A 19,682-nucleotide genomic window follows, 5' to 3' on the forward strand; every position below is an offset into this window, starting at 1 on the left:
TCCCCCGGGGGGCAAACCAGGAGAAGGCTGAAACATGAATATTCACGAGTATCAGGCCAAGGAACTGCTGAAGAAGTTTGGCGTTCCTGTTTTGGCGGGCGGTGTTGCCTATACCGCCGATGAGGCTGCAAAGGTCGCCTCTGGCCTGTCGTCGCCGGTCTTTGTCGTAAAGTCCCAGATTCATGCCGGTGGGCGTGGAAAAGGCAAGTTCAAGGAATCTGCCGCCGGAGACAAGGGTGGCGTTCGTGTCGTCAAGTCCGTTGATGACGTCAAGGTGAATGCCGGACAGATGCTGGGCAAGACACTGGTGACCCATCAGACCGGCGCGGACGGCAAGGAAGTCAAGCGGGTTTACATTGAATCTGGCTGTGACATCCGTCGTGAACTGTACCTGTCGATGCTGGTTGACCGGGCTACGTCGCGTGTTGCGGTCATGGTGTCCACCGAAGGCGGTATGGATATCGAGGAAGTAGCCGCCCGCACCCCGGAAAAGATTATCGTCCAGGATATTGACCCAGCTTCGGGGATTTCCGGATTCCATTGTCGCAAGCTGGCCTTTGCCTTGGGTCTTGAAGGGTCACAGGTCGAGGTTTTCGGCAAGCTGCTGACCAGCCTGTACACCTGTTTCCTAGGCTTGGACATTGCCTTGCTGGAAATCAATCCACTGGTTGTGACAGGTGATGGCACGGTCATCCCTCTGGACTGCAAGATGTCCTTTGATGACAACGCCCTGTACCGCCACAAAGAACTTGCCGACCTGCGTGACGAGGATGAGGAAGACCCTTCGGAAATCGAGGCGGCTCTTCACGCCCTGAACTATATCAAGCTGGATGGCTCAATCGGTTGTATGGTCAACGGTGCCGGTTTGGCCATGGCAACGATGGACATCATCAAGCTTTATGGTGGTTCACCGGCCAATTTCTTGGATGTTGGCGGTGGTGCGACCAAGGAGCGTGTGACAACAGCCTTCAAGATCATTCTCCGTGATCCCAACGTCAAAGGGATCTTGGTCAATATCTTTGGCGGGATCATGCGGTGTGATGTTATTGCCGAGGGCGTGGTGGCTGCCGCGCGTGAGGTATCGTTGAACGTTCCTCTGGTGGTCCGCCTAGAAGGCACGAATGTTGACCTTGGCAAAAAGATTATGCGTGAGTCCGGTCTGCCCATTATTGCCGCCGACAACCTGGCGGACGCGGCCGAGAAGGTCGTCAAAGCCGTGAAGGAGGCAAAATAAAATGGCCGTTCTTATTGGTAAGGATACCAAGGTTATCTGCCAGGGTTTTACCGGCAAGCAGGGTACGTTCCATTCCGAGCAGGCCATTGCCTATGGTACCCGGATGGTGGGTGGCACCAGCCCGGGGAAGGGTGGGTCGCGTCATCTGGACCTGCCGGTGTTTGACACTGTGGTTGATGCCCGGGCAAAGACCGGGGCCAATGCATCGGTGATCTATGTTCCTCCCCCGGGTGCGGCTGACGCTATTCTCGAAGCTATTGAAGCCGAGATGGAACTGATTGTTTGCATCACCGAAGGGATACCGGTTCTGGATATGGTGCGCGTCAAGCGGGCCTTGTCCGGATCGCGCAGCCGTCTGGTTGGCCCCAACTGCCCGGGTGTCATCACTCCGGGTGAGTGCAAGATCGGCATTATGCCCGGCCATATTCACCAGCGTGGCAAGATCGGCGTGGTCTCACGCTCCGGCACGCTGACGTATGAAGCGGTGGCACAGACGACGGCTGCGGGATTGGGGCAGTCTACCTGCATTGGCATTGGTGGTGACCCGGTTAACGGAACCAACTTCATTGATTGCCTAGAAATGTTCCTAGCTGACAAGGAAACCCAGGGCATCATCATGATTGGCGAAATTGGTGGATCTGCCGAGGAAGAAGCGGCCGAGTTCATCAAGAAGAGCAAGGTGAAAAAGCCCATGGTCGGTTTCATTGCCGGGGTGACAGCGCCTCCGGGCAAGAGAATGGGCCATGCCGGTGCCATTATCTCCGGTGGCAAGGGCACGGCTGATGCCAAGATGGAAGCCATGCGCTCTGCCGGCATTGTGGTTGCGGACAGTCCTTCCGCTCTTGGCAGCACCATGCTGTCGTTGATGAAGGGTTGAGATGATGATGGGGAAACCGGTTGTCACGCGTTGTGGTTTCCGGTTTCCTGCGCATCCGTTCTGTTGGGATGCGTTTGTGTGATGTGGCCCGCACCGCGCCGGAACATCCCGGTCCGATCGCGGTTTGTTCAACAACGGGTATGACGTAAAGGACAGGAAGCGTGGAAGCTTCGTTCTTGACCGGCGCCAATGCCGCCTTTATCGCCGAGTTGTACCAGCGGTACCTCGATGATCCGTCGTCGGTCGATCCCAGCTGGATCGGCATGTTCAAGGAACTGATGGATGACCCCGCTGCCTTGGCGCGGGAAGTATCCGGTCCGGTCTGGGGACGTTCGAAGACCAAGGTTATTGGCGCTGCTGATGCTGATGCCCCGGCCGGAGGCAACAAGAAAAAGCCCTGCGGTGGGGGTGGTGTATCAGAAGCCGAGGTTCGTGCACGGGCCTTGGATTCCATACGTGCCCTTATGATAATCCGAACATATCGGGTCCGTGGCCATCTGATGGCGACCCTTGATCCCTTGGGGATTAACGAGCCGACACCACATCCCGAGCTGGATTATCGTACCTACGGCTTCACCGAAGCTGACTTGGACCGCGAAATTTTCATTGATGACGCTTTTGGGCTGGAAAAGGCTACGCTGCGCCAGATCCTGACTCTGCTCCGGAAAACGTATTGCGATACCATCGGTGTGGAGTTCATGCACATTCAGTATCCGGACCAGAAGGCCTGGATACAGGAGCGGATTGAAGCCCCCCGTGTGCCGGGTGATGGTCCTGCCCTCGGGCGTCGGGCTGTTTACGAGCGTCTGTGCGAAGCCGAGGGGTTCGAGAAATTCCTTCAGGTCAAGTACACCGGGACCAAGCGGTTCGGGCTTGAGGGGGGAGAAGCAACGATCCCGGCGATCGAACAGATCCTGCACCGGGGCAGCCAACTGGGTATCGAGGAAGTTGTAATTGGCATGGCGCATCGGGGCCGGCTGAATGTGCTGACCAACATCATGCGCAAGCCGTTCCGGGCCATGTTCTCTGAGTTTCAGGGGAACTCTTCGAACCCTGACGAAGTTCAGGGGTCCGGCGATGTGAAGTATCACCTGGGGACATCGGTTGACCGCGAGTTTGGCGGCAAGATGGTTCACCTTTCATTGCAGGCCAACCCATCGCATCTGGAAACTGTTGATCCCATTGTCTTGGGCAAGGTGCGTGCCCGTCAGACCCAGCTGGGCGATACAGCCCGGACCCGTGTTCTGGCGCTCCTTCTGCATGGCGATGCCGCATTTTCTGGCCAGGGAGTGGTGGCCGAGTGCTTTGTGATGAGCCAGCTGAAAGGGTATCGCACCGGCGGGACCATTCATGTTGTGATCAACAACCAGATTGGTTTTACAACGGCGCCCCAGTACAGCCGCTCGGGAACGTATTGCACCGAGATTGCCAAAATGGTGCAGGCCCCAATCCTGCACGTCAACGGGGATGATCCAGACGCTGTTGTCCACGCGGCTCGCATTGCTGTTGAGTATCGCCAGACCTTCGGCTCCGATGTGGTTCTGGATATTGTTTGCTACCGTCGTCACGGCCATAATGAATCCGATGAGCCGGCGTTCACGCAGCCAAACATGTACCGTCGGATTGGTGCGCATGAAACGACATGCAAGCGTTATGCTGGGCGCTTGGTTGCGGACGGAGTTCTGAAATCTGACGAGGCTGACGGTATCTATGATGCCTTCCAGCAGCATCTGGAGCAGGAGTTCCAGGCGGCTGCCTCCTATAAGCCCAACAAGGCGGACTGGCTTGAAAGCCGCTGGAAGGGGTTGACCCGTCTTTCGGATGAAGAGGAAAGCCAGGAGTATGACACCCAGGTTCCGCTTGATGTCCTGAAAGATGTGGGTCGCGCCCTTTACACGCCACCGAAGGATTTCGACGTCAACCGTAAGATCCTGCGCCAGCTCAAGGCAAAGGAAGACATGTTCAAGACAGGCAAGGATATTGACTGGGCAACCGGTGAAGCCCTTGCCTTCGGAACTCTGCTTCTGGAAGGACACCCGGTTCGCTTGTCCGGTCAGGACTGCGGGCGCGGTACGTTCTCGCAGCGTCATTCGGTTCTGGTCGATCAGACAAGCGAGAAAACCTATATTTCCCTCAATAACATCCGTACAGGCCAAGCCCAGTACGAGGTTCTGGACAGTCCACTGTCGGAATACGGGGTGCTGGGTTACGAATACGGGTATTCGATGGCCGAACCCAACGGCCTGACCCTCTGGGAGGCCCAGTTCGGGGACTTTGCCAACGGGGCCCAGATTATCTTTGACCAATACATCGCGTCCTCGGAGTCAAAGTGGCTGCGCCTGTCGGGTCTGACTGTCTTGTTGCCGCATGGTTTCGAAGGGCAGGGGCCGGAGCATTCTTCTGCCCGTCCGGAGCGTTATCTTCAGCTGTGCGCCGAGGACAACATGCAGGTCTGCAACCTGACAACCCCTGCCAACTATTACCATGCCTTGCGTCGTCAGTTGCGCCGGAATTTCCGCAAGCCACTGATTATCATGACTCCGAAATCTCTGCTCCGTCACAAGCTGGCAGTCAGCACATTGTCAGAGTTTGGCCCAGGGTCTGCATTCCGGCGTGTGATTGGCGAGAAGTCCGGCGACCTGAAGAAGAATGTGAAGGTGCGTCGGGTCGTCCTGTGCAGTGGCAAGGTCTACTATGATCTGTTACAGGCCCGTATGGATCAGGATATCGGGGATGTTGCGATCATACGGGTCGAGCAGCTCTATCCATGGCCAAAGGCTGCCATTGTCCGCGAGTTGTCCCGTTACCCGGGTGCAGAGATTATCTGGTGTCAGGAAGAACCAGCCAATGGTGGATACTGGACCTTTGTGAAGATGCGTCTGGATGTTCTTCTGGAAGAAATGGGCCACAAAACCGGAAAGATTCATTATGTCGGTCGCACGGCTTCGGCTTCCCCTGCGACAGGCAGCTATAAAAAGCACAATGCCGAACAGGCTCTACTGGTTGAACAAGCACTGTCTTGGGCCTTCAAGGATTTGCCACAGCCCTTCCGACGGGCACCCACCCCGGGCAAGCCGGCTTGATTGCCGGGCTGCTCCGCCGTAATACGACGACACAATCGAGGACGTCATGGCTACCGAACTCAAAGTCCCCGCCCTGGGTGAATCTGTTTCCGAAGCAACCGTTGCCAAGTGGTTCAAGAAGCCGGGCGACGCGGTCAAGGCTGATGAGCCATTGGTCGAGCTTGAAACCGACAAGGTGACGGTCGAGGTCAATGCCCCGGTTTCCGGTGCGTTGGCAGAGATTGTTGCCGATGTCGGTGCCGAGGTGGCTGTGGGTGCCATTCTGGGGCGGATTAACGAAGGGGCTGCCGGCTCTGCCGGATCTTCTGCTGCTCCGGCCAAGGCAGCTTCGGCTCCTGCGGCTTCGGCCCCGGCCAAGGCAGCGCCGGCACCTGCTGCGCCTGCTCCTATGGCCCGTTCCGGTGCCAATGCCGATTATCCATTGTCGCCGGCCGTGCGCAAGCTGGTGGAGGAGCACAGCCTAGATCCGTCCAAGATACCGGCATCCGGCAAGGATGGCCGCCTGACCAAGGAAGATGTACAAGCGTTTCTTGCGTCCGGCAAATCGGCTCCGAGCCCGGCGGCTCAGGCTGCGGTGGCGATGCAGCCGGGTGCAGCAGCAACCATGGCCCGTGGTCCGCGTGAAGAACGGGTGAAGATGACCCGCTTGCGTCGTTCCGTTGCCAAACGTTTGAAGGATGCCCAGAATACAGCTGCCATGCTGACCACGTTCAACGAAGTGGACATGACCAGTGTCATGGAGCTGCGCAACCGTTACAAGGACGCCTTTGAAAAACGCCATGGTGTCCGGCTTGGCTTTATGTCCTTCTTTGTGAAGGCCTGCGTGCAGGCTTTGCAGGAGATTCCGGCTGTGAATGCCGAAATTGACGGCGATGACATTATCTACAAGAACTACTATGACATTTCGGTGGCGGTTGGTGGGCCTCAGGGGTTGGTTGTGCCGGTTGTCCGGGATTGCGACCGCCTCAGTTTCTCTGAGATCGAGAAGACAATTGGTGACTTTGGCAAGAAGGCCCGTGATGGCAAGCTGACCATGGAAGACATGCAGGGTGGTACGTTTACGGTGTCCAACGGCGGGGTTTATGGCTCCCTGATGTCTACGCCGATCCTGAACCCGCCGCAGTCCGGCATTCTGGGAATGCACAAGACCCAGATGCGCCCGATGGTCATGCCCGATGGGTCCATTGCAGCCCGCCCGATGATGTATCTGGCCCTGTCCTATGACCACCGCATTATTGATGGCAAGGAGGCTGTTACCTTCCTAGTGCGGGTGAAGGAATGCCTTGAGGATCCGGGACGGATCCTGATGGATATCTAGTTGTGTGTTGACGGGGGGCCGGGAATCCAGCCCTCCGTTGTTTGTTTCTGGCCCCGGGGCGTGGGGTTTGTCACATCCTTTCCAGAAGGGTATATCGCATGTCGGAAGTCTACGATCTGGTTGTCATTGGCGGGGGGCCGGGCGGATATGTTTGCGCCATCAGGGCGGCTCAGCTTGGCATGAAGGTCGCATGTGTCGAAAAGCGCGGCGCACTGGGCGGGACCTGTCTCAATGTCGGATGTATTCCATCCAAGGCTCTGTTGCATGCTACACACATGTATGAGCATGCGTCCCACCATATGGGTGATCTTGGCGTTGCTGTGTCCGGCGTCCGGCTGGATCTACCCAAGATGATGTCCCACAAGGACAAGGTGGTCTCGGACAATACTGGCGGCATCGAGTTTCTGTTCAAGAAAAACAAGATCGCCTACATCAAGGGTGCAGGAAAGATTACCGCACCGGGTACGGTGCAGGTCAGTGGTGCCCAAGTCCAGACGGTGCAGGCAAAGAATATTGTGATTGCCACCGGGTCGGACGTCATGCCTTTGCCGGGTGTTGCCATTGACGAGAAGCGTATTGTCTCGTCCACCGGTGGGCTTTCGCTGTCGTCTGTTCCGGGGAAGATGGTGGTGATCGGGGCCGGAGTGATTGGTCTGGAGCTGGGGTCGGTCTGGCGTCGCCTAGGGGCGGAGGTGACAGTCGTCGAATATCTGGACTTTATCCTGCCGCCAATGGATGGCGAGATCCGCAAGCAGGCCCAGAGAATTCTGGAAAAGCAGGGGATGAACTTCCGTCTGGGATACAAGGTCACGGGCGCTTCTACGGGCAAGAAGGGTGTATCCCTGAAGCTGGAGCCATCAAAGGGTGGTGCCGGTGAGACCCTGGATGCTGATGTGGTGCTGGTGGCCATCGGGCGTCGCCCTTATACCGAGGGACTGGGTCTTGAGAGCATTGGTGTTGTTCCGGACTCCCGCGGTTTTATTGCTGTTGATCATGACTATCAGACCAAGGTCCAGGGCGTGTTCGCTATTGGTGACGTGATCGGCGGGCAGATGCTGGCCCACAAGGCCGAGGAAGAAGGCGTGGCCGTAGCCGAGCTTCTGGCCGGTCAGTCCGGGCACGTCAACTACGGGGCTATTCCGTCTGTGGTTTACACGGATCCTGAAATAGCCATGGTCGGGAAAACAGAGGAACAGCTGAAAGCGGACGGTGTGGCCTATAAGGTTGGCAAGTTCCCCTTTACGGCTAACGGGCGGGCGCGGGCCAATAATACGACCGACGGATTGGTCAAGGTTCTTGCCGATGCAAAAACTGACCGGGTTCTGGGGTGCCACATTGTGGGAGCCATGGCCGGTGACCTGATTCAGGAAGTGGTTGTAGGCATGGAGTTCGGGGCTTCTGCTGAAGATATAGCCCGTTCCAGTCATGCGCACCCCCAGCTTGGAGAGGCAATCAAGGAAGCTATGTTGGCTGTGGACAAGCGTCCCCTGCATATCTGAACAGGTGCTGTATCTGAAGAAAACCCGGCCGTATGGCCGGGTTTTTTGTGGCGGCTTTATGCCTCTGCCGGTGTTCCCTGAATGGATACCATCCGGATGCAACGATGACGGTACAGAGAGGCTGTGATCAGGCCAATAACCCCCATGCCTAAGGCAAACCACACGCAGATCCAAGTGTTCTCCGGCATCAGGGCAATCAGCAGAGGTGGAGTAAAGCTAGCCCACAGGGAATAGGCAATATTGTAGGTCAGCGAAATGCCTGATACCCGCATTTCTGTTGGGAACAGGCCAACCATAACCGATGGAACCGTACCAACAATGCCACAGCAAAGGCCAGAGACAACACACGCCGCAATGAGCCAAGCACCGCCCCCCAGGATACCGGCATACAGAACGGTAACGCCAATGGGCAGAAGCACGCTGTACAGCATTACGCCCTTCCAGGCTCCGATCCGGTCTACCACCATGCCGGCGATGACGCAGCCAATGTTCAGGCACATGATGGCAACGCAGCTGAGAGAGAAGGTAGACTCGGCCGACATGCCAAACAGCTTTTGCAGCATGGTCGGCGTCACAACCACCAGAACAATGACAGCAGATGCAAGCACACATGTCAGGATAACAGCCGGAATCAATGATGCGGACTGTGTGCGTACGACATCGCCCAAGGGGAACTTGCCGGAACGGTCACGCATGGTGGCCATGCGGATGAAGAGCGGGGTTTCGTTCAGCCATTGACGCAGCCAAACCCCGGTGATGCCAAAAAAGCCTCCGATCAGGAAGGGCAGGCGCCAGCCGTAGTCCAGCATCTCTTCGGGGGTGAAAGTTTTGGCCAGCAGGGTTGCAACAATGGCGGCAAGCAGATAGCCCAAGGTCAGGCCAGCCTGCAAAAGACCAAGGGAATAGCCACGGCGGTGAGCCGGTGCGTGTTCCGCCACAAAAACCCAGGCGCTGGGCACCTCTCCCCCGACGGCTGCGCCTTGAATAATGCGCAATAGCAGAAGTATGCCCGGAGCCAGGTACCCAATTTCAGCATAGGTCGGCATGGCACCGATAACGAAGCAGGGCAGGGCCATCATCAGGATGCTGAGGCTGAAGGCTTTCTTGCGCCCGTGTCTGTCGGCAAAGTGGGCCATCAGGATGCCGCCAAGCGGGCGAGCCAAGTAGCCTGCTGCAAAGACACACACTGTCTGTAAAAGACGGAACCATTCCGGTCCTTCGGGTGGAAAGAACAGCTGGCTGATTGTCAGGGCAAAAAACACGAAGATAATGAAGTCATAAATCTCCAGTGCCCCCCCCAAGGCGGCCAGGCACAGGGTTTTATGATCAACGGCAGACATGCCGTCATGCTTGACAGACGATTTGCTGAACACGGCGATCCTTTCATGAAGACCCGTTGTGTCCTGTTGACAGGGATACCCCGGGCTTGGCGGCACATTCACCCAGGCAAAAGGCGAGGTATGGGCCCGGCTGCCCGACCCGCGAATGTAAAATACATAAGGTTGATCAAACTTCAAGAAATCTATATCAACGTGTTTGTGGTCTGGTCCCACAGAGTCTGTGTGGCGGTAGGAATATGTCTGTACGTCTCTGTTGAGCTGTCATACCATCTGTGTTGTTCCCATCGTCTTTCCCTGCATGGCGAAAGGAAAACCGCATGTCCCGCAAGACGGCTTCTGCACCGGCAACAAAAATTGATATCGGTATTCCCGAAAAACAGAGACTGAAGATTGCTGATGGTCTTTCCCGTCTTCTGGCTGATACCTACACACTTTACATCAAGACCCATAATTTCCACTGGAATGTTACTGGTCCGATGTTCAATACCCTGCATATGATGTTTGAAACCCAGTACAATGAACTGGCCTTGGCTGTTGATCTGGTGGCAGAACGCATTCGCGCCCTTGGGGTTTATGCGCCTGGTTCGTACAAGCAGTTTTCGGCTCTGACGTCCCTGAAGGAAGAGACCGGCGTGCCCGCAGCCGAGGATATGATTGCCCAGCTTGTGAAAGGGCACGAGGCTGTTGCCCGCACGGCGCGGGATGTTTTTCCCTTGGCGGAAGATGCCCGTGACGAATCAACAACAGACTTGCTGACCCAGCGGCTTCAGGTGCACGAAAAGACGGCCTGGATGCTGCGCTCCATGCTGGCCTAGGCTTTCTGTTTTCAGGCCCGGGGGTGCGCGGAGCGATGCACCTCCAGAAGGCGACTGTCATCTACAGCGGTGTAGCGCTGTGTTGTGCTGAGCGAGGCGTGACCCAGAAGTTCCTGGATAGTGCGCAGGTCTCCTCCGCCGGCCAGAAGGTGTGTGGCAAAGCTGTGACGCAGGGCGTGCGGTGTTGCGTTTTCATCAAGGTTGAGCAGTACCCGTAACCGCCGTACTTGGCGCTGTACAACGCCCGGGTTCAGGGCCTTACCTCGTGTTCCTAGGAACAGGGGGCGGTTCGGGTATTCCGGCCATGGGCATGCGCTGCGATACTCCAGAATGGCTTCCCGGATCATCGGCAACACGGGGACGACCCTTTGCCGTTTGCCTTTGCCGGTGATCACCATACTGTCCGAAGCTGGGCTTTGGCTGACCATCAGGCCAAGGGCTTCCCCTAGGCGCAGGCCGCATCCGTACAGAAGAAGAAGTAGAGCGGTGTCTCGGGCTGCCAACCATGGTTCATCGTGCAGGGCTGATGCGCTTGCAATGGCTTCCAGCGCGGCATCTTCGCTCAAAGGGCGGGGGAGATGTTGTGGTTGGCGGGGGGTGCGGACGGTTTTCAAAGCCGGGTTGCTGCAAAAACCCGCCCGGTCCAGGAAGCGGAAAAAGTTGCGTAACGTTGACAGCCCGCGCGCCAGCGAGGGGCGTGACAGGCCTTCCTGTGTTCGTGCGGCCAGAAAGGCCCGGAAGTCCGCGCCTTTCATCTCTGCCAGGGTCGGCAGGTCAGGGACGGTGCCGTGAAAATGAACAAGAAAGTTCAGAAAAGTGGCTAGGTCGCGGGTGTAGGCATCCAGCGTATGTGCGCTGCAGCGTCGTTCTGCAGACAGCCAGCTGCGCCATTCATCAATGGCGTGGTGCAGGTCGGCGGCGGTACAGGTGTGGAGATCAGTCACGGGTCAGCCAGCGTATCAGGCAGAAGTCAAGGACGGTGGCCAAGAAAACCAGAAGTTCGGTTCCCTGTCCGGGTTCAAAGTTTCCCGTGTCCCGGCTGGCCAAGGCCAGAACCGCGGGGGGATGGCCGGAATGCCGCAAGCGCACCAGCGCGTCGGAGCGGATCAAGGCCGATGCTTCACCATACAGGGCCGCTCCGGTTCCGCAGAAAGGACGCAGACGTACGTCACTATCCCCCAGCAGTCGGGCAATTTGACCATGCGGAACCTGGGTGATCTGACTGGCAAAGGGAAGGGGCAGGCCCGGCTCACAGATCATGGCCGCCAGATCCACGTGCACCATCATGGGGACATCCTGGGTCAGGACAATCATAAGGTCTTGCAGGCTTTCAGCCCCCAGAAGCGCCACAACGGCTTGGTGGGTTGCGTTCTGCAGGCTCATGTTTTCGCGCGCTGTGTGTATGACCTCCCGGGCTCCTGCCCGAAGCTCGTCAGCCTCTGTGCGCAGGGCTTTGAGGGCACGTGCCTGGAAATCAACCACTCCGGCCCCAAGATCACGGTCCGGCAGCAGGGATGCCATCAGCTCCGGTCGCTCCATCAGGAAATCCGGGTTGGACTTCAGGAAGAGTTCCACGTCTGAAGGTGACAGGGGCTGTGGAACCGGATCTCGGGTGCCGGGGGTCATGACCCTAGCCCTCCAGGATGGACTGGCCGGTCTTGGCCCAATCAGACAGGAAGGTTTCTAGGCCGCTGCGTGTCAGCGGGTGGCTGATCATCTGCTCCATGACCTTGGCGGGCATGGTGGCCACGTGGGCACCCATGCGGGCTGCGTCGACCACATGCAGGGGCGAGCGAATCGATGCGGCTAGAATTTCGGTCTGGATAGCAGGGTAGTTGGCGAAGATCGTGGCAATGTCATCGATCAGGGCCATCCCGTCATGGGACAGGTCATCCAGCCGTCCGACAAACGGGGATACAAATGTTGCCCCGGCCTTTGCGGCCAGAATGGCCTGTGCAGCGGAGAACACCAGTGTGACGTTGACCATGCCCCCGTCGCCGGTAATGGCACGGCATGCCTTCAGCCCATCGGCTGTCAGGGGAACCTTGACGGCTACATTCGGGGAGATGCGGCGCAGAACCTCTGCCTCGCGCATCATGGTGTCAAAGTCGGTCGCTGTGACTTCGGCGCTGACCGGGCCACGGACAAGATCGCAGATCTCACGCACCACTTCGACAAACTTGCGGCCCGAGCGGGCAACCAAGGTTGGGTTTGTGGTCACGCCATCGACAAGGCCAATATCGGCCATGGCACGAATTTCGGAAACATCGGCGGTATCAAGAAAGAATTTCATGGCAGGAGAATCTCTGTGGCTGAATACGCAGGATCGGAATTCAGGCTTACGAAGGCATGGTATCCTTGGGCCCGTCCGGTTAGAGTGTAGCCCATGCCGGAGTCCAATCCCACCCCAGACATTGTCCTTTCGCCCCTGTCCCCGCGTTTGCCTGCGGATGACTGCGGGGCTGATGACGCGTGTTTTGTCGCAGGAAGCATTGTGGCGGTTCTTTTGCCACTGCCTGTAGAGGGTCCCTATGACTACAGCGTACCAGCTGGCATGACCCTGATGCCCGGCATTGCGGTGCGGGTTCCGTTGGGGCGGAAGATGGTTTGCGGCATTGTCTGGGGGCCGGGGGCGGGCATGCTTGATCGCGCCCGTATTCGGCCGGTGGATGCGGTGCTTGAGAATGCCCCCCGCATCCCTGCCGTCTCGCGGCGTTTTGTGGAGTGGGTTGCGGCTTGGACAATGGCGTCCCCCGGCGCGGTCCTGAAGATGGTTTTGCCTGTTGCCGATGCGCTGGAGGAAGGGCCTGTCCGTTCTGTGTGGCGCTGGGCTGATGATGGTTCGGACCGTGTGGAAATGCCTCGCATGACGCCGGCCCGGTTGCGGGTGCGTGATGTCATGGCCGGGCAGGCTGTTCCGCTATCCCTGTCCGATATGGCCCGGCTTGCCGGTGTCAGCGTATCAGTTGTGCGTGGCCTTGCGGATGCCGGCCTTTTGCAGGCTGTTGCCGATAGTGCGCCCGTTGATGCCATGCCGGACGGGACCTGTGTCGGCCCCGTTCTGTCGCCGGAGCAGGAGCGTGCCGCATCCCGCTTGGTGGATGCTGTTGGGCATGGGTACCGCTGTACGATTCTTGAAGGCGTGACCGGATCCGGCAAGACGGAGGTTTACTTTGAAGCCGTTGCCTCTGCGCTGCGGTCTGGTTTGCAGGTGCTGGTCCTGTTGCCGGAAATTACCCTAACCGCGCAATGGCTGGAGCGTTTCCGGGCGCGTTTTGGCGCCTTGCCGTCGCAGTGGCATTCCGATCTCTCTCCGGCTGTCCGGCGACGAACCTGGCGCGCGGTTGCCAACGGGACAGCCTCCGTCATCGTGGGGGCTAGGTCTGGGCTGTTCCTGCCGTATGCCAAGCTGGGCCTGATCGTTGTGGATGAAGAGCACGAGGCAGCTTTCAAGCAGGAAGATGGCGTGGTTTATCACGGCCGTGACATGGCTGTGGCCCGTGCGCATCTGGCGGGCATTCCGGTTATTCTCGCATCAGCGACGCCATCTCTGGAGACCGTTATCAACGGGCGGGAGCGGCGCTATGATCATGTGCATCTGGGCAGCCGCCATGGTGCAGCGGTTCTGCCGGACGTTGATATTCTGGATGTGCGTCGTGATCGTCCCGAGCCGGGGGCGTGGGGTCCGTCGTGGCTGGCACCAACCTTGGTGAATGCCTTGGAGCAGACCCTTGCTGCGGGAGAGCAGGCGCTGCTGTTCCTGAACCGTCGTGGCTATGCCCCCCTGACATTGTGCCGGACGTGCGGGCATCGTTTGCAATGTCCGCATTGTACGGCGTGGCTGGTGGAGCATCGCCGTCACGCCCGCCTGCAATGTCACCATTGCGGATATTATGTTGCCCGTCCTGACTTTTGCCCGTCATGTGAGGCTCCGGATGATTTTGCAGCCTGCGGCCCGGGCGTTGAACGGATTGCCGAGGAAGTGGCGGGCCGCTTCCCTCATGCCCGTATGGCGCTGGTTGCATCCGACACGCTGTCAGGGCCGCGCGCCATTGCGTCTTTGGTCCAGCAGGTGCAGAACCGTGATGTGGATATTCTGGTTGGCACGCAGGTGTTGGCAAAGGGGCTTCATTTTCCATTCCTGACACTTGTCGGGGTTGTGGATGCTGATCTTGGTTTGTCTGGTGGTGATCTGCGTGCGGCGGAGCGAACCTATCAGATGTTGTCGCAGGTTGCCGGCCGGGCCGGGCGCAGTGATCGACCGGGAAAGGTTTTCCTCCAGACCTTCCAGCCTTCCCACCCTGTTTTACAGGCGCTGGCCGGAGGAGACCCCGCGGTGTTTCTGGAAGCGGAGGCCGAGGGGCGTCGTTTGATGGGAATGCCGCCTTTCGGACGTTTGGCCGCCTTGATTGTTTCCGGCCCGGATGCGTCCCGTGTTGAACAGGCGGCACGCGCCTTGGCCCGGGTGGCACCGTCTATGCCGGAGGTCGAGGTTCTGGGGCCTGCCCCGGCCCCCATGGCTTTGCTGAGAGGTTTGCACCGCTGGCGCTTGCTGCTGAAGGCACCGCGCAGTGTGCGCATTCAGCCGATCGTGCGGTCATGGCTTTCCCGTGTTCCTGTATCCGGGCGGGTGCGGATCCAGATTGATGTCGATCCGTACAGCTTTCTGTGAGCGGATTGTACCGGGTATGACAGCATGTGTGGGCGTCAGGTGCTTGCAACGCAGGACGCGTTATGTTACCAACCAACCGCGCCGGAGGGAGCCTTGATCCTTTCTCCGGTTTCCAGACGTTTGAAAAACAGCTTTCAGAAGATTTATATCCACCTGTATTCTTTTGTTTTCCCGGGGCAAGCAGAACGTGTCATCCGAAATTGCAGGAACAAAAGGTTTGGCAGACCGATATGCCTTGGCGCTGTATGAGCTTGCCAAGGAACGTGGTGTGCTTGACCAGGTGGCCGGAGACTTGCGGCAGTTCCAGTCCATGCTTGATGAGAGCGCTGACCTGAGGCGCCTGATCGCCTCTCCCGTTGTTACCCGGAAGGAACACCGGAAGGGTATTGTCGCGCTGGCCGAGAAAGTTGGTCTTTCCGAACTGTCGCGTCATTTTCTTGGTCTCTTGTCCACAAACCGTCGCTTGCCGGCCCTGTCCGGCATTATAGCGGCGTATCTGGCGCGCCTGTCCGCCGCGCGCGGCGAGGTAACGGCCGAGGTCGTTTCTGCCAGAAAGCTTTCCGACAGCCAGTCCCAAGCCCTGTCTGCCGCCTTGCGTCAGGCTGTGGGCAAGGACGTTGCTGTCCGCTCCACAATTGATCCGTCCATCCTTGGCGGTCTGATCGTAAGAATTGGGTCAAGGATGGTTGACAACAGCGTTCGCACAAAGCTGCAACGTCTTCAGCTTGCCATGAAAGGGGTCGGGTGATGGAAATCCGCGCCGCGGAAATTTCCGCTATCCTCAAGGAACAGATTGCCAGCTTCGGTACCGAAGCTGAATCCGCCGAAGTTGGTCGTGTGCTCTCCGTCGGTGACGGTATTGCCCGCATTCATGGCCTGGACAAGGTCCAGGCGGGTGAAATGGTCGAGTTTCCCGGCGGCATCAAGGGAATGGCTCTTAACCTAGAAACAGACAACGTCGGTGTTGTTGTTTTTGGTGATGACCGTTCGATCCGTGAAGGGGATACCGTTCGCCGTACCAGCTCCATTGTGGATGTTCCAGTTGGCAAGGGTCTTCTGGGTCGTGTGGTCGACGGTTTGGGCAATCCCATTGACGGCAAGGGTGCTCTGCCCGATGTGTCGCGGAGCATGGCTGACGTCAAGGCTCCTGGCATTATTCCCCGCAAGTCTGTTCACGAGCCGATGCAAACCGGCCTGAAGGCCATTGATTCTCTGATCCCGATCGGGCGCGGCCAGCGTGAACTGATCATTGGGGACCGCCAGACCGGCAAGACTGCAGTTATCATCGACACCATTCTCAACCAGAAGAAGGTCAATGATGCGGCCCGCAACGACAGCGAAAAGCTGTTCTGCATCTATGTGGCAGTTGGTCAGAAGCGTTCGACGGTTGCCCAGGTTGTGAAGACCTTGGCAGACCATGGCGCGCTGGACTACACCATTGTGGTGGCCGCTACCGCTTCCGAGCCGGCTCCCATGCAGTTCCTGGCGCCCTATACAGGCTGCACCATGGGTGAGTACTTCCGCGATAATGGCATGCACGCGGTTATCTTCTATGATGACCTGTCCAAGCAGGCAGTTGCCTATCGTCAGATGTCGCTGCTGCTGCGCCGTCCTCCCGGGCGTGAAGCGTATCCGGGCGACGTGTTCTATCTGCACAGCCGCCTTCTGGAGCGTGCGGCAAAGCTTGGTGATGCTGCAGGCAAGGGATCGCTGACAGCGCTGCCAGTTATTGAAACCCAAGCAAACGATGTTTCGGCCTATATTCCGACCAACGTGATCTCTATCACAGACGGCCAGATTTTCCTGGAAACAGACCTTTTCTTCAAGGGTATCCGCCCGGCTGTGAACGTTGGTCTGTCTGTGTCCCGCGTTGGTTCTGCAGCGCAGATCAAGGCAATGAAGCAGGTTGCCGGTACCATCAAGATGGATCTGGCCCAGTATCGTGAAATGGCGGCTTTTGCCCAGTTTGCCTCGGATCTGGATCCGGCAACGCAGAAGCTTCTGGCCCGTGGTGCCCGCTTGACCGAGCTTCTGAAACAGCCCCAGTTCAGCCCTATGCCGGTTGAAGAGCAGGTTGTTTCAATCTTTGCCGGTACGCGCGGCTATCTGGATTCCCTGCCCGTGTCTGCTGTCAACCGCTATGAACGTGAGATGTTGGCCGAGATGCGGAACAAGGGCGCAGATATGATTGCAGCTATTCGTTCCGAAAAGGCCATTTCCAAGGAAACGGAAGCGAAGTTGATTGCGTTCCTAGATGGCTTTGCCAAAGCTTTTGCTGCTTGAGACAAGGGTGTCGCGTACTGTTCCCGGTGCAGTCGGGAACAGGTAGTTTGAACCAGACGGAGTGCCCCGGTTATCGCTGGGGAGTATTTCGAGTGAAAGAAGGCCTGACAGCCGATGGCTAGCCTCAAGGACCTCCGCGTTCGGATCAACTCGGTGAAGAATACCCGGAAGATCACGAGCGCCATGAAAATGGTTGCGGCATCCAAATTACGTCGTGCCCAGGATGCCGCAGAAGCCGGTCGCCCCTATGCAGAGCGTATGGGGCGCATGCTGGCGGGGCTGGCCGCTTCGGTCGCTGGTTCCTCTGGTGCCCCGAAGCTTCTGGCAGGGACTGGCCGTGATGATGTTCATCTTGTGGTCTTGATGACGGCCGATCGCGGGCTTTGTGGTGGCTTCAATGCCAACGTCGTGCGGTCAGCCAGAAACATGATCCGGGATTTGATCGCCTCGGGAAAGACAGTCAAGGTTCTGTGCCTCGGGCGCAAGGGTCGTGATGCTTTGCGCCGTGAGTATGCTGGCCTGATTATCGGCACCCGTGAGGGGATGACCCGTCGTGGGGCCGAGTTTGGCTCGGCAAACGATGTGGCGCAGACCATCCTTTCCATGTTTGATGCAGGCCAGTTTGATGTCTGTACGGTGATTTACAACAAATTCCGTTCTGCGATTTCGCAGGAAGTGACCCGGCAGCAGCTTGTTCCGTTCTCTCCGCCTGAGGTTCCATCATCTGAACCGTCTGTTTCCGGCGTTGCTCGTCCGGTTTACGAATATGAGCCAGGTGAAGAGGAAATTCTGGCTGACCTGTTGCCACGTAATGTGGCGATGCAGGTTTTTTCGGCTCTTCTGGAAAGCGATGCTTCCGAGCAGGGCGCACGGATGAGTGCAATGGACAATGCTACACGGAATGCCGGTGATATGATCAACAAGCTGACGCTGGTTTATAACCGGACCCGTCAGGCGATGATCACCAAGGAACTGATCGAAATTATTTCCGGTGCTGAGGCTATCTAGCATTCCGGAACAGCCGGTACTGTTATGTGGTTACCGGATGCAGTGATAAACAGAGACTTTCCGGTTTTGAACAACCGGCCTAACAGGAGCGTCAAGCCATGGCGAACAAAAACGTCGGTACTATTAGCCAGGTTACTGGCGCCGTTGTGGACGTGAAGTTCGACGGTGATCTTCCCGCTATTCTTTCGGCACTTGAGACGGATAATCGTGGGAACCGTCTGGTCCTGGAAGTAGCCCAGCACCTTGGTGAGGGTATTGTCCGCACCATTGCAATGGACTCAAGCGAGGGACTGGTACGTGGTCAGGAAGTCCGTGATACAGGCAGTGCCATCTCTGTCCCGGTGGGGAAGGAAGTGCTGGGCCGCATCATGAATGTGATTGGTGAGCCTGTGGATGAGCGCGGCCCGATTCCGACCAGCCGTCGTTCCCCAATCCACCGTTCGGCTCCGCCGTTTGTCGAGCAGTCGACGGATACGGAAATTCTGGTGACCGGAATCAAGGTTATTGACCTGCTGGCTCCGTATACCAAGGGTGGAAAGATTGGTTTGTTCGGTGGCGCAGGCGTTGGCAAGACCGTGACGATCATGGAATTGATCAACAACGTTGCCAAAGGCCATGGTGGTTATTCTGTTTTTGCTGGTGTTGGTGAACGTACCCGTGAAGGCAACGACCTTTACCATGAAATGATTGAGTCCGGGGTTATTGACTTGGAAGGTTCCAATTCCAAGGTGGCCTTGGTGTATGGCCAGATGAACGAGCCTCCGGGAGCCCGTGCCCGTGTTGCCCTGTCAGGTTTGACTCAGGCGGAATACTTCCGTGATGAGGAAGGGCAGGACGTGTTGTTCTTCGTGGATAACATCTTCCGCTTTACGCAGGCTGGTTCCGAAGTGTCGGCTCTGCTCGGGCGTATTCCGTCAGCGGTCGGATATCAACCGACCTTGGCGACTGATATGGGTGCTCTGCAGGAACGTATCACTTCAACGAAGAAGGGATCGATTACGTCGGTTCAGGCAATCTATGTTCCGGCCGATGACCTGACAGACCCCGCGCCTGCCACATCGTTTGCTCACCTTGATGCAACAACAGTGTTGTCGCGTGCCATTGCAGAGCAGGCTATTTTCCCGGCCGTTGATCCTCTGGATTCTACATCTCGTGCCCTTGATCCGCGCGTGGTGGGTGAAGAGCATTACGCTGTTGCCCGTCGTGTTCAGGAAATTCTTCAGACCTATAAAGCTCTGCAGGATATCATTGCGATTCTGGGCATGGACGAGCTGTCTGAAGATGACAAGCTGACTGTTGCCCGGGCGCGCAAGATCCAGCGCTTCCTGTCCCAGCCGTTCCACGTTGCGGAAGTCTTTACGGGAACTCCTGGTGTGTTCGTTGCACTGGAAGAGACCATTAAGGGATTCCGTGGTATCGTTAATGGTGACTATGATCACCTGCCGGAGCAGGCTTTCTATATGGTTGGAACCATTGAGGAAGCGGTGGAAAAAGGTAAGAAGCTGGCTGCTGCAGCCTGATCTGTATCGGGTTGGTGCTAGGCGTTCTTGCTC

15 protein-coding genes are annotated in these 19,682 nt (G+C 57.6%); 11 read left to right on the forward strand and 4 right to left on the reverse strand.

The features are described from left to right. Positions 1-34: 34 nt before the first annotated feature. The 5 genes from sucC to lpdA all read left to right on the forward strand — a co-directional run bounded on the left by sucC (position 35) and on the right by lpdA (position 8,011). Entirely contained in the window at positions 35-1,234 is a 1,200-nt protein-coding gene (gene sucC, locus AY555_RS04765; RefSeq protein WP_066134108.1) for an ADP-forming succinate--CoA ligase subunit beta, read from the forward strand. Between the two features lies 1 nt (position 1,235). After that, the gene (gene sucD / locus AY555_RS04770) at positions 1,236-2,111 is read left to right on the forward strand and encodes a succinate--CoA ligase subunit alpha (RefSeq protein WP_066134110.1); all 876 of its coding nucleotides are present in this window, start codon (positions 1,236-1,238) and stop codon (positions 2,109-2,111) included. Positions 2,112-2,272: 161 nt separating this feature from the next. Next, the gene (locus AY555_RS04775; RefSeq protein WP_066134113.1) at positions 2,273-5,194 is read left to right on the forward strand and encodes a 2-oxoglutarate dehydrogenase E1 component; all 2,922 of its coding nucleotides are present in this window, start codon (positions 2,273-2,275) and stop codon (positions 5,192-5,194) included. Positions 5,195-5,240: 46 nt separating this feature from the next. After that, the gene (gene odhB / locus AY555_RS04780; protein ID WP_066134115.1) at positions 5,241-6,512 is read left to right on the forward strand and encodes a 2-oxoglutarate dehydrogenase complex dihydrolipoyllysine-residue succinyltransferase; all 1,272 of its coding nucleotides are present in this window, start codon (positions 5,241-5,243) and stop codon (positions 6,510-6,512) included. A gap of 98 nt (positions 6,513-6,610) precedes the next feature. Further along, entirely contained in the window at positions 6,611-8,011 is a 1,401-nt protein-coding gene (gene lpdA / locus AY555_RS04785; protein WP_066134118.1) for a dihydrolipoyl dehydrogenase, read from the forward strand. Positions 8,012-8,067: 56 nt separating this feature from the next. On the opposite strand, the gene AY555_RS04790 is transcribed toward lpdA, so the two are convergent. Beyond that, a complete protein-coding gene (locus tag AY555_RS04790) occupies positions 8,068-9,384 on the reverse strand; it encodes an MFS transporter (RefSeq protein WP_209315790.1) in 1,317 nt (438 codons plus the stop codon). 284 nt (positions 9,385-9,668) lie between these two features. On the opposite strand from AY555_RS04790, the gene AY555_RS04795 reads away from it, so the two are divergent. Beyond that, on the forward strand, positions 9,669-10,166 hold the full coding sequence (locus AY555_RS04795; protein ID WP_066134121.1) for a Dps family protein: 498 nt from the start codon (positions 9,669-9,671) through the stop codon (positions 10,164-10,166). Positions 10,167-10,177: 11 nt separating this feature from the next. Here AY555_RS04795 and AY555_RS04800 read toward each other — a convergent pair whose 3' ends face one another. From AY555_RS04800 to fsa, 3 genes are read right to left on the reverse strand one after another with little or no spacing between them, the layout of a single operon-like run. Further along, positions 10,178-11,110, reverse strand: coding sequence for a tyrosine recombinase XerC (locus AY555_RS04800; protein WP_066134124.1), 933 nt, complete (start codon positions 11,108-11,110; stop codon positions 10,178-10,180). After that, positions 11,103-11,792 (reverse strand): DUF484 family protein, encoded by a 690-nt coding sequence (locus tag AY555_RS04805; protein ID WP_066134125.1) that lies wholly within the window; start codon positions 11,790-11,792, stop codon positions 11,103-11,105. Before AY555_RS04805 ends, AY555_RS04800 begins: the two co-directional genes overlap by 8 nt. Positions 11,793-11,796: 4 nt before the next feature. Further along, positions 11,797-12,459, reverse strand: a complete 663-nt coding sequence (gene fsa / locus AY555_RS04810; RefSeq protein WP_066134128.1) for a fructose-6-phosphate aldolase — start codon at positions 12,457-12,459, stop codon at positions 11,797-11,799. 93 nt (positions 12,460-12,552) lie between these two features. On the opposite strand from fsa, the gene AY555_RS04815 reads away from it, so the two are divergent. The 5 genes from AY555_RS04815 to atpD all read left to right on the forward strand — a co-directional run bounded on the left by AY555_RS04815 (position 12,553) and on the right by atpD (position 19,649). Then, the gene (locus AY555_RS04815; protein WP_082811863.1) at positions 12,553-14,838 is read left to right on the forward strand and encodes a primosomal protein N'; all 2,286 of its coding nucleotides are present in this window, start codon (positions 12,553-12,555) and stop codon (positions 14,836-14,838) included. A gap of 187 nt (positions 14,839-15,025) precedes the next feature. Further along, a complete protein-coding gene (locus tag AY555_RS04820) occupies positions 15,026-15,586 on the forward strand; it encodes a F0F1 ATP synthase subunit delta (RefSeq protein ID WP_066134130.1) in 561 nt (186 codons plus the stop codon). After that, positions 15,586-17,121, forward strand: a complete 1,536-nt coding sequence (gene atpA, locus AY555_RS04825; RefSeq protein WP_066134133.1) for a F0F1 ATP synthase subunit alpha — start codon at positions 15,586-15,588, stop codon at positions 17,119-17,121. The genes AY555_RS04820 and atpA overlap by 1 nt, the downstream gene beginning before the upstream one ends. Before the next feature lie 114 nt (positions 17,122-17,235). Then, positions 17,236-18,129, forward strand: coding sequence for a F0F1 ATP synthase subunit gamma (locus tag AY555_RS04830; RefSeq protein WP_066134135.1), 894 nt, complete (start codon positions 17,236-17,238; stop codon positions 18,127-18,129). 98 nt (positions 18,130-18,227) lie between these two features. Continuing rightward, positions 18,228-19,649 carry a F0F1 ATP synthase subunit beta gene (gene atpD / locus AY555_RS04835; protein ID WP_066134137.1) on the forward strand — a complete coding sequence of 474 codons (1,422 nt, stop codon included), beginning with the start codon at positions 18,228-18,230 and terminating at the stop codon, positions 19,647-19,649. The last annotated feature ends 33 nt before the right edge of the window (positions 19,650-19,682 follow it).

Source organism: Haematospirillum jordaniae, from assembly GCF_001611975.1.
Taxonomy (GTDB): domain Bacteria; phylum Pseudomonadota; class Alphaproteobacteria; order Rhodospirillales; family Rhodospirillaceae; genus Haematospirillum; species Haematospirillum jordaniae.

Coding starts and splice junctions, on each gene's coding strand:
- fsa (WP_066134128.1), bottom strand. CDS start 12,459: ATGAAATTCTTTCTTGATACCGCCGATGTTTCCGAAATTCGTGCCATG.
- lpdA (WP_066134118.1), top strand. CDS start 6,611: ATGTCGGAAGTCTACGATCTGGTTGTCATTGGCGGGGGGCCGGGCGGA.
- atpD (WP_066134137.1), top strand. CDS start 18,228: ATGGCGAACAAAAACGTCGGTACTATTAGCCAGGTTACTGGCGCCGTT.
- atpA (WP_066134133.1), top strand. CDS start 15,586: ATGGAAATCCGCGCCGCGGAAATTTCCGCTATCCTCAAGGAACAGATT.
- AY555_RS04815 (WP_082811863.1), top strand. CDS start 12,553: ATGCCGGAGTCCAATCCCACCCCAGACATTGTCCTTTCGCCCCTGTCC.
- odhB (WP_066134115.1), top strand. CDS start 5,241: ATGGCTACCGAACTCAAAGTCCCCGCCCTGGGTGAATCTGTTTCCGAA.
- AY555_RS04795 (WP_066134121.1), top strand. CDS start 9,669: ATGTCCCGCAAGACGGCTTCTGCACCGGCAACAAAAATTGATATCGGT.
- AY555_RS04805 (WP_066134125.1), bottom strand. CDS start 11,792: ATGACCCCCGGCACCCGAGATCCGGTTCCACAGCCCCTGTCACCTTCA.
- sucC (WP_066134108.1), top strand. CDS start 35: ATGAATATTCACGAGTATCAGGCCAAGGAACTGCTGAAGAAGTTTGGC.
- AY555_RS04830 (WP_066134135.1), top strand. CDS start 17,236: ATGGCTAGCCTCAAGGACCTCCGCGTTCGGATCAACTCGGTGAAGAAT.
- sucD (WP_066134110.1), top strand. CDS start 1,236: ATGGCCGTTCTTATTGGTAAGGATACCAAGGTTATCTGCCAGGGTTTT.